The 14,451-nt window shown below is 55.6% G+C and carries 11 protein-coding genes; 8 read left to right on the top strand and 3 right to left on the bottom strand.

Going from position 1 to position 14,451, the window contains the following annotated elements:
• The first annotated feature begins 300 nt into the window (after positions 1-300).
• The 4 genes from putP to ACTHSL_RS10985 all read left to right on the top strand — a co-directional run bounded on the left by putP (position 301) and on the right by ACTHSL_RS10985 (position 7,415).
• Positions 301-1,827 (top strand): sodium/proline symporter PutP, encoded by a 1,527-nt coding sequence (gene putP / locus ACTHSL_RS11000; RefSeq protein WP_440381437.1) that lies wholly within the window; start codon positions 301-303, stop codon positions 1,825-1,827.
• Positions 1,828-2,016: 189 nt separating this feature from the next.
• Positions 2,017-5,625 (top strand): bifunctional proline dehydrogenase/L-glutamate gamma-semialdehyde dehydrogenase PutA, encoded by a 3,609-nt coding sequence (putA, locus tag ACTHSL_RS10995; RefSeq protein WP_440381436.1) that lies wholly within the window; start codon positions 2,017-2,019, stop codon positions 5,623-5,625.
• A gap of 199 nt (positions 5,626-5,824) precedes the next feature.
• Complete coding sequence (locus tag ACTHSL_RS10990) at positions 5,825-6,178, top strand: hypothetical protein (RefSeq protein WP_440381435.1); 354 nt, start codon at positions 5,825-5,827, stop codon at positions 6,176-6,178.
• A gap of 172 nt (positions 6,179-6,350) precedes the next feature.
• Positions 6,351-7,415, top strand: coding sequence for a 2,3-butanediol dehydrogenase (locus ACTHSL_RS10985; RefSeq protein ID WP_049248236.1), 1,065 nt, complete (start codon positions 6,351-6,353; stop codon positions 7,413-7,415).
• 71 nt (positions 7,416-7,486) lie between these two features.
• On the opposite strand, the gene ACTHSL_RS10980 is transcribed toward ACTHSL_RS10985, so the two are convergent.
• The 3 genes from ACTHSL_RS10980 to argG all read right to left on the bottom strand — a co-directional run bounded on the left by ACTHSL_RS10980 (position 7,487) and on the right by argG (position 11,551).
• Complete coding sequence (locus ACTHSL_RS10980; protein WP_440381434.1) at positions 7,487-8,701, bottom strand: uracil-xanthine permease family protein; 1,215 nt, start codon at positions 8,699-8,701, stop codon at positions 7,487-7,489.
• Positions 8,702-8,865: 164 nt separating this feature from the next.
• A complete protein-coding gene (gene trpB / locus ACTHSL_RS10975; protein ID WP_440381433.1) occupies positions 8,866-10,068 on the bottom strand; it encodes a tryptophan synthase subunit beta in 1,203 nt (400 codons plus the stop codon).
• 133 nt (positions 10,069-10,201) lie between these two features.
• The gene (argG, locus tag ACTHSL_RS10970) at positions 10,202-11,551 is read right to left on the bottom strand and encodes an argininosuccinate synthase (protein WP_440381432.1); all 1,350 of its coding nucleotides are present in this window, start codon (positions 11,549-11,551) and stop codon (positions 10,202-10,204) included.
• 117 nt (positions 11,552-11,668) lie between these two features.
• On the opposite strand from argG, the gene ACTHSL_RS10965 reads away from it, so the two are divergent.
• The 4 genes from ACTHSL_RS10965 (at position 11,669) to ACTHSL_RS10950 (ending at position 14,340) form a co-directional block, all read left to right on the top strand.
• Positions 11,669-12,469 carry a competence/damage-inducible protein A gene (locus ACTHSL_RS10965; RefSeq protein ID WP_440381431.1) on the top strand — a complete coding sequence of 267 codons (801 nt, stop codon included), beginning with the start codon at positions 11,669-11,671 and terminating at the stop codon, positions 12,467-12,469.
• A gap of 26 nt (positions 12,470-12,495) precedes the next feature.
• Positions 12,496-12,942 carry a DciA family protein gene (locus ACTHSL_RS10960; RefSeq protein ID WP_440381430.1) on the top strand — a complete coding sequence of 149 codons (447 nt, stop codon included), beginning with the start codon at positions 12,496-12,498 and terminating at the stop codon, positions 12,940-12,942.
• A gap of 126 nt (positions 12,943-13,068) precedes the next feature.
• Positions 13,069-13,659 (top strand): azurin, encoded by a 591-nt coding sequence (gene azu / locus ACTHSL_RS10955; protein WP_440381429.1) that lies wholly within the window; start codon positions 13,069-13,071, stop codon positions 13,657-13,659.
• A gap of 168 nt (positions 13,660-13,827) precedes the next feature.
• Positions 13,828-14,340, top strand: a complete 513-nt coding sequence (locus tag ACTHSL_RS10950) for a hemerythrin domain-containing protein (protein WP_070452485.1) — start codon at positions 13,828-13,830, stop codon at positions 14,338-14,340.
• Positions 14,341-14,451 lie beyond the last annotated feature (111 nt).

Below are 14,451 nucleotides of genomic sequence, written 5' to 3'. Positions count from 1 at the left end.
AGAAGGTGCTCATGGAAAATCCCCTAAATGTTCTGGTAGGAATTTAGGGGATTTTGGGGGGATTTTGCAAAGGTCTCGGTTTAAATTCAGACGGCCTTTACGTTGTTTCAAACAATGCCGGTTTGAATCCTTCAAATTTACTTTTGCTCAATTTAATTTAGCATAAATCAAGTCCTACTTTGCAAAGATTGACAAAAAATGGCGGTGTAAAGTATAAACGGCCTGTCGCAATACCGACGGGCAGCTGCCCGTCAAATAAGACGATGTTAAAAGAAAAACCTTAAAGAAAGAGTAGAACTTATGAATCCCATGTATATCACCTTCGCCATTTATCTGGTGGCGGTTTTGCTGATCGGCTTGGCCGCGTATTTCTCAACCCGAAATTTTGACGACTATATTTTGGGCGGCCGCAGCTTGGGCCCGTTTGTAACGGCCATGTCTGCCGGTGCGTCCGATATGTCGGGCTGGCTCTTGATGGGCTTGCCCGGCGCGATTTATTTGAGCGGTCTGAATGAGGCTTGGATTGCCATCGGTTTGGTCGTCGGCGCGTATTTCAACTGGCTTTTGGTGGCGGGCCGTCTGCGCGTGCATACCGAATATGCCAATAATGCGCTGACGTTGCCGGATTATTTCTTCCACCGTTTTGGTGCAGGCGGCCATTTGATGAAAGTGGTGTCTGCAATTATTATCTTGTTTTTCTTCACCATTTATTGTGCTTCCGGCATTGTGGCCGGCGCAACTCTGTTCCAGAGCCTGTTTGAAGGCATGACTTACACCCAAGCCATGTGGTTGGGTGCGGGTGCGACCATCGCCTATACTTTCTTGGGCGGTTTCTTGGCGGTCAGCTGGACGGATACGTTGCAAGCTTCTCTGATGATTTTTGCACTGATTTTGACACCGGTCATGGTGTATTTGGGCCTGGGCGGTGCGGATCAGATGTCTGCCGCGATTCAGAGCGTTGCTGCAGGAACGGGCAAGGAATACGGCAGCCTGTTTGCGGGGACGACCGTTATCGGCATTATTTCCACTGCCGCATGGGGCTTGGGCTATTTCGGCCAACCGCACATTTTGGCCCGCTTTATGGCGGCGGAAAGCGCGAAATCGCTGGTGTCCGCCCGCCGCATCGGCATGACTTGGATGATTTTGTGTTTGGCGGGTGCGGTGGCTGTAGGCTATTTCGGCATCGCTTATTTCGGTGCGCATCCGGAGCATGTCAATGAAATGCACGGTAACCACGAACGCATCTTCATCGCCTTGTCCACCCTGTTGTTCAACCCTTGGATTGCCGGCATTATCTTAAGTGCGATTTTGGCTGCCGTGATGTCCACTTTGTCTTGTCAGTTGCTGGTATGCTCCAGCGCGATTACCGAAGACTTTTACAAAGGCTTTTTGCGTAAAAACGCGCCGCAATCGGAATTGGTATGGGTTGGCCGTCTGATGGTATTGGCGATTGCCGTTATCTCGATTCTGATTGCGTCCGATCCGAACAGCAAAGTATTGGGTTTGGTATCTTATGCTTGGGCGGGCTTTGGTGCGGCGTTCGGTCCGGTGGTGATTTTGTCGGTATTGTGGAAACGCATCACGGCATACGGTGCTCTGTCCGGCATGATTGCCGGTGCGCTGACTGTGGTGGCATGGGCCGAGTGGGTTAAAAAACCTGCTTTGGCAGCACATGAAACCGGTCTTTTAACCATGTATGAAATTGTTCCCGGCTTTATTGCCTGCTTGGTTGTCGCTATTGTCATTTCACTTGCCGACAAAGAGCCGTCGAAAGAAATCCAAGAACGCTTTGAAAAAGCCGATGCCGATTACCGTGCGGCGAAGTAGTCCCTTTTCAGACGGCCTATATCTGCAGGCTGTCTGAAACATTTTATGACAGGAATATTGTCATAACTCAAAGTAAGCCCCTTGTTTCTAACCGTTAAATTTATTACGATATTATAAATTTCAGACGGCCTTCCGCTGTGTAGGAAAGGCCGTCTGAAAACGCTACCGAAACCTTTTGGAGAACCTGAAATGTTCGATTTTGCCTTTCCCAACCAAACCCCATTGCGCCAAGCCGTTACCGATGCCTACCGCCGCGACGAAATCGAGGCCGTGCAGGATATGCTGCAACGCGCCCAAATGAGCGACGAAGAACGTAAAAACGCCGACGAACTGGCGCGCCGCCTGGTTACGCAGGTGCGTGCCAACCGCACCAAAGCCAGCGGCGTGGATGCGCTGATGCACGAATTTTCCCTATCGAGCGAAGAGGGCGTGGCACTGATGTGTCTGGCCGAAGCCCTGCTGCGTATTCCCGATGCCGAAACCCGCAACAAACTTATTCAAGACAAACTGTCCGAAGGCAACTGGCGCAGCCACTTGAACAACAGTCCGTCCCTGTTCGTCAATGCCGCCGCATGGGGCTTGCTGATTACCGGCAAACTCACTACCTCGAATAATGACGATACCTTGGGCGCGGCCTTGACCCGCCTGCTGGGCAAAGGCGGCGCACCGCTTATCCGCCAAGGCGTGAATTACGCCATGCGCCTGCTGGGCAAGCAGTTCGTTACCGGGCAAACCATCGAAGAAGCCCTGCAAAACGGCAAAGAGCGCGAAAAAATGGGCTATCTCTATTCTTTCGACATGCTGGGCGAAGCAGCCTTTACCCAAGAAGATGCCGACCGCTATTACAACGACTACGTTCAGGCCATCCACGCCATCGGCAAAGACGCGGCCGGAAAAGGCATATACGAAGGCAACGGCATTTCGGTCAAACTTTCTGCTATCCACCCGCGTTATTCGCGCGCCCAACACGGCCGTGTGATGGGCGAACTGCTGCCGCGCCTGAAAGAACTCTTCCTGTTGGGCAAACAATACGACATCGGTATCAACATCGACGCGGAAGAAGCCAACCGTTTGGAACTTTCGCTCGACCTGATGGAAGCACTGGTTTCCGATCCCGACCTGGCCGGATACAACGGCATCGGCTTCGTGGTTCAGGCCTATCAGAAACGCTGCCCCTTCGTTATTGACTATTTAATCAACCTTGCCCGCCGCAACAATCAGAAACTGATGATTAGGCTGGTAAAAGGCGCGTATTGGGACAGCGAAATCAAATGGGCGCAAGTGGACGGCATGGACGGCTACCCCACCTACACCCGCAAAGTCCACACCGATATTTCCTATCTGGCCTGTGCGCGCAAACTGCTCGACGCGCAAGATGCGGTGTTCCCGCAATTCGCCACCCACAACGCCTACACGCTGGCTGCGATTTACCAGATGGGCAAAGGCAAAAACTTCGAGCACCAATGCCTGCACGGTATGGGCGAAACCCTGTACGACCAAGTGGTCGGCCCGCAAAACCTCGGCCGCCGCGTGCGCGTGTACGCCCCTGTCGGCACGCACGAAACCCTGCTCGCCTATCTGGTGCGCCGCCTGTTGGAAAACGGCGCGAACACTTCGTTCGTCAATCAGATTGTCGATGAAAACATCAGCATCGACACACTTATCCGCAGCCCGTTCGAAACCATCGCCGAACAGGGCATCCACCTGCATCCTGCGCTGCCGCTGCCGCGCAATTTATACGGCGAAGGCCGTCTGAATTCCAAAGGAATCGACCTGAGCAACGAAAATGTTCTGCAACAACTGCAAGAAGAACTCAACAAAGCGGCCGCGCAATCCTACTGCGCCGCATCCATCATCAATGGCGAAGCACGCGCCGCACAGGATGAACAACCGGTGAAAAATCCGGCCGACCACAACGATGTCGTAGGTACGGTCAGCTTTGCCGATGCCGCCTTGGCACAGGAAGCCGTCGCAGCCGCCGTGTCCGCACAAACTGCTTGGCAGGCGACACCGGCTGCCGAACGCGCCGCCGCCCTGCGCCGTTTTGCCGACCTGCTTGAAGAACACATGCCGCAACTGATGATGCTGGCCGTACGCGAAGCAGGCAAAACCCTGAACAATGCCATCGCCGAAGTGCGTGAAGCCGTCGATTTCTGCCGCTACTACGCCGATCAGGCCGAGCAAACCCTGCCGGCGGACAGCCGCAGCGTCGGCACAATCGTCGCCATCAGCCCGTGGAACTTCCCGTTGGCCATCTTTACCGGCGAAGTTGTGGCCGCACTGGCTGCAGGCAATACCGTCGTGGCCAAGCCGGCCGAACAAACCTGCCTGATTGCCCATTATGCCGTCAAACTCATGCACGAAGCCGGCATTCCCGCCGAAGCCCTGCAACTCGTTTTGGGTGCGGGCGACGTCGGCGCGGCACTCACGCAAGACGAGCGCATCGGCGGCGTGATTTTCACCGGTTCGACCGAAGTCGCCCGCCTGATCAACCAAACCCTGGCCAAACGCAGCGACAATCCTGTGCTGATTGCCGAAACCGGCGGCCAAAACGCCATGATAGTGGACAGCACCGCGCTGCCCGAACAAGTCTGCCTGGACGTGCTGAACTCCGCCTTCGACAGCGCGGGACAACGTTGTTCAGCCCTGCGCATCCTTTGCGTTCAAGAAGATGTCGCCGACAAGATGATCGCCATCATCAAAGGCGCGATGGACGAATTGGTCGTCGGTAAACCCGTGCAGCTCACCACCGACGTAGGCCCCGTCATTGATGCCGAAGCGCAGCAAAACCTACTTGCACATATCGAAAGAATGAAATCTGCCGCCAAGTCCTTCCATGAAGTCAAACTGGCTGCCGACGTCGATCCGCAAAACGCCACCTTTGTCCGCCCGATTTTGTTCGAACTGAACGACTTGTCCGAACTGAAACGCGAAGTGTTCGGCCCCGTGCTGCACGTCGTCCGCTACCGCGCCGGCGAACTCGACAGCCTGCTCGACCAAATCAACGGCAAAGGCTACGCCCTGACCCACGGTATCCACAGCCGTATCGATGAAACCGTAAACCACATCTGCAACCGCATCGAAGCGGGCAACGTATATGTGAACCGCAACATCGTCGGTGCGGTCGTGGGCGTGCAACCCTTCGGCGGGCACGGCCTGTCCGGTACCGGCCCCAAAGCAGGCGGCCCCTTCTACCTGCAACGCTTATGCCGTCTGAACGGTTGGATTGCGCCCGAGCTGACCAAAATCGGCGAAGCGGACGAAGCCGCCCTGAAACGGCTCGAGGCCGTCCTGCACGAACTGCCGCTGGACCCGCAGGAAAAACTTGATGTCGCCGCCGCATTGGGGCAGGCGCGTTTCCGTACCCTGCGCAACGCCGAAGCCGTTTTGCCCGGCCCGACCGGTGAACGCAACGCCGCAAGCTGGCGCGCGCCGAAACGCGTTTGGCTGTACGGCGGCAGCCTAGCCGCATCGTTTGACGCGCTGGCGCAACTGGCCGCATCCGGCATCACCGCCGTCGTGTCCGACCAACACCCGTTGGCCGCTTACTCCGGCCAATTGGACGGCCTGCTGGAAGTGTCTGCTACTCCTGCATCTTCGGCCATCAGCCATGTTGCCGCACTCGAACCGCTGCCTGCCGAACTCAAACAGACACTGGCCGAAAGCGGAGGCGCGCTGATCCGCATCCTGCCGTCTGAAAACGGTTTGGACATCCTGCAGGTGTTTGAAGAAATCTCATGCAGCATCAACACCACGGCCGCAGGCGGCAACGCCAGCCTGATGGCGATGGGCGACTGATGCCTAATTGAGCCATAAAGAAAAGGCCGTCTGAAAACATTTTTTCGGTTTTCAGACGGCCTTTATTGTTGAAAGAGGCGGAATAGCGTCATGAATCCGCAGCCGTACCGTTATATGCTGGGCAGACGGATTTTTTGCGATACCCGTTGGTGGTTCCCATCTGAAACGGAAATTAAAGGAAGACGGAAAGTATCATGCCATGAAAAAGGATTTCATCGTTTACGGCCAAGAACAGAGGGATATCGTGGCAGCCGGCATCTCGGCGGTGGCGGCCGTTTTGCTGGAAGGCAGCGAAGAAAGTAAGCGTTCTTTGCTGTTTTGTCTGGATTATTATCTCGATCCTTATTACGGCTGCCTGCATCCTGATTCGGATGGGATTTTTATTTTATTGCAGCAATGTTTTCTAACCGAACCCTCGTCGGAAGTCAGGGCGGATATCATGCAGTTGCTGAGTGATTATTGCGATTGCCCTTTAGATGTGTTGCGGCGGCATCTGCCAGACGTTCCCAAAGAGTGGAGGGAAGATGTATTGCGCCTGTTGGCAGAACCTTGAGACCTGCCTGTGCAGAGACTTTTGATGTGGGTCAGATAGAGCCGTTTTGTAGCGGGAATTTGGATGTGTGATATACACAGGAAGAGTAGAATTCTCATGGGGACGTTATATTTCTAAAGCATTCACGAAAGCATGTCCCCATATCCCTTCCCCTCGAATTAAGGAGTTCAGTATGAAAGCAGCACGTTTTTACGATAAAGGCGACATCCGCATCGAAGACATCCCCGAACCGACCGTTGCCCCCGGCACCGTCGGCATCAACGTCGCCTGGTGCGGCATCTGCGGCACCGACCTGCACGAATTTATGGAAGGTCCGATTTTCATCCCGCCCTGCGGCCATCCACACCCGATTTCCGGCGAGTCCGCGCCCGTAACGATGGGACACGAGTTCTCCGGTGTGGTTTATGCCGTCGGCGAAGGCGTGGACGATATTAAAGTCGGCCAACACGTTGTGGTCGAACCTTACATCGTGCGCGATGACGTGCCGACCGGCCCGGGCAGCAACTACCACCTCTCCAAAGACATGAACTTCATCGGCTTGGGCGGTTGCGGCGGCGGCTTGTCTGAAAAAATTGCCGTCAAACGCCGCTGGGTGCATCCGATTTCCGACAAAATCCCGTTAGACCAAGCCGCTTTGATTGAACCTCTGTCCGTCGGCCATCACGCCTACGTCCGCAGCGGCGCGAAAGAAGGCGACGTGGCATTGGTCGGCGGCGCAGGCCCGATCGGTTTGCTGCTTGCCGCCGTATTGAAAGCCAAAGGTATCAAAGTCATCATCACCGAATTGAGCAAAGCGCGCAAAGACAAAGCCCGCGAATCCGGCGTTGCCGACTACATCCTCGACCCGTCCGAAGTCGATGTCGTCGAAGAAGTGAAAAAACTGACCAACGGCGAAGGCGTGGACGTTGCATTTGAATGTACCAGCGTGAACAAAGTTCTGGATACTTTGGTTGAAGCGTGCAAGCCCACGGCCAATTTGGTTATCGTCTCCATCTGGAGCCACCCCGCCACCATCAACGTTCACAGCGTCGTGATGAAAGAGCTGGACGTGCGCGGCACCATCGCCTACTGCAACGACCACGCCGAAACCATCAAACTGGTGGAAGAAGGCAAAATCAACCTCGAACCTTTCATCACCCAACGCATCAAACTGGACGAACTGATTTCCGAAGGCTTCGAGCGTCTGATTCACAACAACGAATCCGCCGTGAAAATCATCGTTAATCCGAACCTGTAATATAAGCGGGAAAAAATAAAAAGGCCGTCTGAAAAATCGTTTCAGACGGCCTTTATGCTGTTTCAAGCAATTCAGCGTACTGCTTTTTCATCGGGCAGTACCAGATTCAGCACAATGGCCAAAATCGCGCACAGGCCCACGCCCGCAAAGCTGACGTTGCCGACCTTCACCAGCATCCCGCCCACGCCCGTGGTCAAAACCGAGCTGACAATCACCAGGTTTTTCGGTTTCATCAAATCTACTTGTGCGTCTATCAGTGTTTTCAGGCCGAGCGAGGCAATTGTGCCGAACAGCAGAATCATCACGCCGCCCATCACGGGTAGGGGAATCGAACCGAGGAAGGCGTTGAACTTGCCGAAAAAGGCCATGCAGATGGCGAATACCGCAGCCCAGGTCATGATGACGGGATTGCTGTTTTGCGTCAGCATCACCGCGCCGGTTACTTCGCCGTAGGTCGTTACCGGCGGCCCGCCGATTAAGCCCGCTACGCATACGCCCAAGCCGTCGCCCGCCAGCGTCCTGTGAAGGCCGGGGTTAGCCGCGTAGTCTTCGCCCGTTACCTTGCCCACGGCCAATACGCCGCCAATATGCTCGATTGCGGGCGCAATTGCCACCGGCAGCATAAACAACGCCGCCTGCCAGTTGATTTCCGGCTTGTGGAATTCGGGCACGGCAAACCATTTGGCCGCCGCGACATTCGCCGTATCCACCATACCCAGCATCCAGGCCAGCAGATAACCCAATGTTACGCCGATTAAAATCGGCACAAGCTTCATCATCCGGCTGCCGAATACGGCAATCACCACGGTAACGGCGAAAGTAAAGCCCGACAGCAGCAGGGATTGCACATAATCGTATTTTTGCTCACCGCCTGCCTGCCCCATCGCCATCTGCCCGGCCACGGCGGCCACGGACAGGCCGATAACCATAATCACCGGCCCGATGACCACCGGCGGCAGCAGCTTGTGCACCGCATCCAAGCCGCGCCATTTCACCAGTGCGGCAAAAACGAAATACATAAAGCCCGCCGCAAACAGGCCGAACATCGTGCCGCCCATGCCCCATTCCTGCATGGCGTAAATAATCGGCGCGATAAAGGCAAACGAAGAACCCAAAAAAATCGGCACTTTGCGGCCGGTGAGCAGTTGGAACAGCAGCGTGCCGATGCCCGCGCCCAAAAGCGCCATGGCGGGGTTCAAGCCCGTCAGCAACGGTACCAGAACCATTGCGCCGAAAGCGACAAATAAAATCTGCGCCCCCGCCACCGCTTGTTTCAAATATTGCATGATGACACTTTCTTTACAAAAACACGGCAGATTATAACGGTTGCCTGCCGCAAGGCAAAATCCTTCTTCAAGCTGTGCCGCATTTTGATGCGATGAGGCCGTCTGAAAACACGTTTTTCAGTTTTCAGACGGCCTCCTAAGCCATATCCGCTCAATAATGATGCTTACAACTCAATCCCTTTCAACTTCGCCACGGTGTTGATGTCTTTATCGCCGCGGCCCGACAGGTTGACCAGAATCACTTGGTCTTTGCCCATTTTCGGCGCGTTTTTCACCGCCCAAGCAACGGCGTGGCTGGATTCGAGCGCGGGGATGATGCCTTCGAAGCAGCACAATAAATCAAAGGCTTCGAGTGCTTCATCGTCTTTGGCGACGGTGTATTCGACGCGTTTGATGTCGTTCAGGTGGCTGTGTTCCGGGCCGATGCCGGGATAGTCGAGACCTGCGGAAACGGAGTGTGTCCCCAAAACTTGGCCGTTTTCGTCCTGCATCAGGTAGCTGCGGAAGCCGTGCAATACGCCGATGGGGGCTTTGCTGGTAATCGGTGCGGCGTGATCGGGGGTATCCACGCCCAAGCCGCCGGCTTCCACGCCGACGAGGCGCACGTTTTCTTCGCCGATATACGGGTGGAACAGGCCGATGGCGTTCGAGCCGCCGCCGACGCAGGCAACGGCGACGTCGGGTTGTCTGCCGATGGCTTCCTGCATCTGCGCTTTGGCTTCGTTGCCGATGACGCATTGGAAATCGCGCACTATTTCGGGATACGGCGCGGGGCCGGCGGCGGTGCCGATGATGTAGAACGTGTCGTCCACGCGGGCAACCCATTCGCGCATGGCTTCGTTCATCGCGTCTTTCAGCGTGCGGCTGCCGCTGTCGACGCTGACCACGTTCGCGCCCAATAATTTCATGCGGAACACGTTGGGCATTTGACGCTGGATGTCGTCCGCGCCCATGTACACGTCACAAGTCATGCCGAAGCGGGCGGCAACGGTGGCGGAAGCCACGCCGTGCTGACCCGCGCCGGTTTCGGCGATGACGCGTTTTTTACCCATGCGGCGGGCGAGCAATGCCTGACCGATGGTGTTGTTTACCTTGTGCGCGCCGGTGTGGTTCAAGTCTTCGCGCTTCAACCAGATTTGCGCGCCGCCCAAATGCTCGGACAATCGTGCGGCATGGTAAACGGGGCTGGGCCGGCCGACGTAGTATTTCAAATCGCGGTGGAACTCTTCCCAAAACGACGGGTCGTTTTTCGCTGCTTTATAGGCATCCGCCAGCTCTTGCAAGGCGGGAATCAGGGTTTCGGAGACATAAAGTCCGCCGTGTTCGCCGAAAAAGCCCTTCTCGTCGGGCGCGTGGTAGTTTTTCATTATTTAAGCCTCTTGATTGAATAAGAAGTTATTTTGCTCTGATTGTGTTCGTCCGCCATCAAAATAAGCGGCCGCTAATCAAGCCGGAATGAAAAACGAAATTCCGGCTTGGTTCGGGCTATGGTTTGCAGCATTATTCCTTATTGCCGTTACCCAACTGCGGCAATACCGAACCTTCGCCCAGCGACAACAAGCCGCTTTGCGAGTAGATACCCAGTTTGGCGCGGGTGTCGGTGATGTCGAGGTTGCGCATGGTGAGTTGGCCGATGCGGTCGAGCGGGGTGAACGCGGCGTCTTCGACTTTTTCCATGCTCAGGCGTTCCGGTTGGTAGGTCAGGTTGGGCGATTCGGTGTTCAGAATCGAGTAGTCGTTGCCGCGGCGCAATTCGAGGGTTACTTCGCCGGTAATGGCTTTGGCGACCCAGCGTTGGGCGGTTTCGCGTAACATGAGGGCTTGGCTGTCGAACCAGCGGCCTTGGTAGAGCAGGCGGCCGAGGCGCAGGCCGTTGATGCGGTATTGTTCGATGGTGTCTTCGTTGTGGATGCCGGTCACCAAGCGTTCGTAGGCGATGTGGAACAACGCCATGCCCGGGGCTTCGTAGATGCCGCGCGATTTGGCTTCGATGATGCGGTTTTCGATTTGGTCGCTCATGCCCAAGCCGTGGCGGCCGCCGATGCGGTTGGCTTCGAGGAAGAGTTCGACGGGGTCGGCGTATTCTTTGCCGTTCAATGCAACCGGCACGCCTTCTTCAAAGCGCACGCTGACCTCTTCGGGTTTGACTTCGACGCTTTCGTCCCAGAAGGCAACGCCCATGATGGGTTTGACGATTTTGATGCCGCTGTTGAGGAATTCCAAATCTTTGGCTTCATGCGTTGCGCCGAGCATATTGGAATCGGTGGAATAGGCTTTCTCCACCGACATTTTGTAGTTGAAACCGTTGGCAATCAGAAATTCGCTCATTTCGTGGCGGCCGCCGAGTTCGTCGATAAATTGTTGGTCGAGCCAGGGTTTGTAGATTTTCAGCGCGGGATTGGTCAAGAGGCCGTAGCGGTAGAAACGCTCGATGTCGTTGCCTTTGTAGGTGCTGCCGTCGCCCCAGATGTTGACGTCGTCTTCCTTCATGGCGGAAACGAGCATGGTACCGGTAACGGCGCGGCCCAGAGGCGTGGTGTTGAAATAGGCGATGCCGCCGGTGGAAACGTGGAACGCGCCACATTGGATGGCGGCGATGCCCTCATGTGCCAACTGCGCGCGGCAGTCGATTAGGCGGGCGTTTTCCGCACCGTATTCCATCGCTTTTTTGGGAATGGCATTGTAGTCGTCTTCGTCGGGCTGACCGAGGTTGGCGGTGTAGGCGTAAGGCAGCGCGCCTTTGAGTTTCATCCACAACAGCGCGGCAGAGGTATCGAGGCCGCCGGAGAAGGCGATGCCGACTTTTTGACCGATGGGGAGGTGTTGCAGGATAGTATTGTTTTGGCTCATGGGGGATTCTTCCTTCAGACTTGAAAAACGGGTTCCATTATCTTATAAATAGAGCATATTGTCAGCCGTGAGGCCGTCTGAAGATTTTCAGACAGCCTCCAAGAAGAAACCCCATTTATGAACGCTTTCAACCTCATCATCATCGGCGACGAAATCCTGCACGGCAGCCGCCAAGACAAGCATTTCGCCTTTTTCAAATCCCTGCTGGAATCACGCGGGCTGAAACTCAATCAGGTGCAATACCTGCCCGACGAACCCGATTTGCTGGTCAAACAACTGCGCCGAAGCTTTTCAGACGATCTGCCGACTTTCGTTACCGGTGGTATCGGCTCCACGCCCGACGACCACACCCGCCAAGCTGCCGCCGCCGCTTTGGATTTGCCCGTCGTCCGCCATCCCGAAGCCGCCAAGTTCATCGAAGCCGTTACCCTTAAACGCGGCGAACCTCTTGACGCCCCCGAACACGCCCAGCGCCTGAAAATGGCGGATTTTCCCGCAGGCGCGGAACTTGTGCCCAACCCGTTCAACAACATCGCCGGATTTTCCATCCGCGAACATTATTTCTTCCCCGGCTTCCCCGTGATGGCGCACCCGATGGCGGAATGGGTTTTGGATACTTATTACGCCGACCGTTTCAACCAAACCGAACGCGGCAGCCGCAGCGTGTATGTATTCGGTCAGCCCGAATCACGCGTTGTCCCGATTATGGAATACGTCGAACGCACCTACTCCGGCGTGCGCTCTTACAGCCTGCCCAGCGTCGGCTGGCAAAATGCGGACGGAACGGCGGTCAAACCGCATATCGAGTTCGGCATCAAGGCGGAAGGCTGGGCGTGCCGCGATTTGGACAAAGCATGGGACGAAGTATTGCAGCGTTTGCGGAAACTGGGTGCAGAGTTAAAAGACAGGGCAGGATAAATACACACGAAAGGCCGTCTGAAAAAATGGATTTGGAAAAAATAGGGAAACGCAGCGGGCGGGGCGACCATCCCGATGCTTCGGCACAACTGAAATTCCTGCTGCAAAGCGCGCAAGCCTGGCAGCAGGTAGACCGCCTGGTCAAACAAGAATTGCCGGCCAATCTGCACCCGTATATTCAGACGGCCTGCATCAGCGACGGCTGCCTGGTGTTGTTGGCGGCCAACGGCATGGCCGCCTCCCGCGCCAAAATGCTTGCGCCCAGCCTGCTGCCGCGCTTGCAAAGGCATACCGACCTGATCCGCGACATCAAGGTCAAAACCGTGCCGAAAACGCCGCCTCCTCAAAAAATCAACAAATTGGAGCTCAGCCCCGCCGCTTTGGAAAGTTTCCGTCAAAGTGCGGAAAGGCTGCAACACCATCCGAAGCTGGCCGCCGCCTTGCGAAATTTGGTCAATAAGCGACAAAAATAATTATCTTTTAGACTGGTTTTATGGTAAATTTTCATAGGTAACGCATATTCGGGCAAGGGGGTAACAGCCGCCTTGCAATGAATATGTTTTGCCTTTCCCATACCCGTAACACCTCAGGAGATAAATATGAAAACATATCTGGCATTGATTTCCGCCGCAGCCTTGGCATTGAGCGCGTGCGGCGACCAAAACAAACCGGCCGCGCCTGCAGCGTCCGCAACCCCCGCCGCCGCTTCTGCCGACACCCCCGCAGCCCCTGCCTCCGAAGCTTCTCCCGCAACAACGGAAGCGTCTGCCGCTGCGGCAACCGATAAAGCACCTGCCGCCAACGCTTGCGAAGCCGTGGTGGAGTCTGACGATGCAATGAATTTCAACACCAAAGAGCTGGTTATCGACAAAACCAACTGTAAGGAATTCAAAGTAACCCTGAAACACGTCGGCAAAATGCCGAAAACCGCCATGGGCCACAACATCGTCATTTCCAAAGCCGAAGACACCAAAGCCGTATTGGCCGACGGAGCGAAAGCCGGTGCGGATGCCGCTTATGTGAAAGCGGACGATGCGCGCGTAGTGGCTCATACTTCGTTAATCGGCGGCGGCGAGGAGACCAGCGTAACCATCGATACCAGCAAATTTGCCGACGGCGGAAAATACGAGTTTTACTGCTCGTTCCCGGCGCACTCCGCCCAAATGCTGGGTCATGTAACCCTGAAATAAGCCGTATCGTTTTTTTTCAGACGGCCTGCCTCGTGCGGGCCGTTTTTCCGTTTGTTACGCCTTGTTGCACCGCAGGCTTGGCACTATACTGCCCGATTTACACAAACCATACAGGCCGTCTGAAACCGATTGATGCCTTTTCAGACGGCCTTCCGAAACGAGGCTGCAATGAATTTATTTGATACGCGTAGCGTTACTTTTGCCGAACCGATAGAAATGCTGTACGCCTGCCACGGCAAAGTACGCCGTTTTTGCGAACAGGTCGGCATGTTGGACGGCTATATCGCCGAACACGGCCGGAACGACATCGTGTTGCAGGCCGTGCGGCAGATCGGCCAATATTTCAACGTCGCCGCGCCGCTGCACCATCAGGACGAAGAGGAAGACTATTTCCCGCTGCTGCTGCAATACGCGCCGCAGGCAAAGGCCGATGTGGACGAACTGCTACGCCAGCACGGATTGCTGCACGACAATTGGGCGGCGGTGGCGGCGGAATTTGAAAAGATTGCCGCCGATGAACACTACCGGCCGGATGCGGCCGCGTTCAAACGCTTTACGGACGGCTATGCCGTGCATCTGGCGTTGGAAGAAGGCTTGTTCGAATTGGGCAAGGAAAGCATTCCGGCCGACAAACTGGCCGCAATCGGAAAAAACATGGCGCAGCGGCGGCAGGCAAAATAAGTGGGGATTTTGTGCGACATGCCGGCCGCAACCGGCCCGAGACCTTTGCAAAATCCCCCCAAAATCCCCTAAATTCCCACCAAGACATTTAGGGGATTTCTCATGAGCACC

This window comes from Neisseria sp. P0008.S010 (assembly GCF_051962715.1).
GTDB lineage: Bacteria > Pseudomonadota > Gammaproteobacteria > Burkholderiales > Neisseriaceae > Neisseria > Neisseria elongata.
The sequence above is the reverse complement of the archived record's forward strand: the minus strand, read 5'-3'. Positions and strand labels throughout refer to the sequence as shown.

Excerpts from the sequence above, each read along its gene's own strand:
- ACTHSL_RS10980 (WP_440381434.1), bottom strand. The coding sequence starts at position 8,701 with ATGCAATATTTGAAACAAGCGGTGGCGGGGGCGCAGATTTTATTTGTC.
- ACTHSL_RS10950 (WP_070452485.1), top strand. The coding sequence starts at position 13,828 with ATGAATTTATTTGATACGCGTAGCGTTACTTTTGCCGAACCGATAGAA.
- ACTHSL_RS10965 (WP_440381431.1), top strand. The coding sequence starts at position 11,669 with ATGAACGCTTTCAACCTCATCATCATCGGCGACGAAATCCTGCACGGC.
- ACTHSL_RS10960 (WP_440381430.1), top strand. The coding sequence starts at position 12,496 with ATGGATTTGGAAAAAATAGGGAAACGCAGCGGGCGGGGCGACCATCCC.
- trpB (WP_440381433.1), bottom strand. The coding sequence starts at position 10,068 with ATGAAAAACTACCACGCGCCCGACGAGAAGGGCTTTTTCGGCGAACAC.
- azu (WP_440381429.1), top strand. The coding sequence starts at position 13,069 with ATGAAAACATATCTGGCATTGATTTCCGCCGCAGCCTTGGCATTGAGC.
- putP (WP_440381437.1), top strand. The coding sequence starts at position 301 with ATGAATCCCATGTATATCACCTTCGCCATTTATCTGGTGGCGGTTTTG.
- putA (WP_440381436.1), top strand. The coding sequence starts at position 2,017 with ATGTTCGATTTTGCCTTTCCCAACCAAACCCCATTGCGCCAAGCCGTT.
- ACTHSL_RS10985 (WP_049248236.1), top strand. The coding sequence starts at position 6,351 with ATGAAAGCAGCACGTTTTTACGATAAAGGCGACATCCGCATCGAAGAC.
- argG (WP_440381432.1), bottom strand. The coding sequence starts at position 11,551 with ATGAGCCAAAACAATACTATCCTGCAACACCTCCCCATCGGTCAAAAA.
- ACTHSL_RS10990 (WP_440381435.1), top strand. The coding sequence starts at position 5,825 with ATGAAAAAGGATTTCATCGTTTACGGCCAAGAACAGAGGGATATCGTG.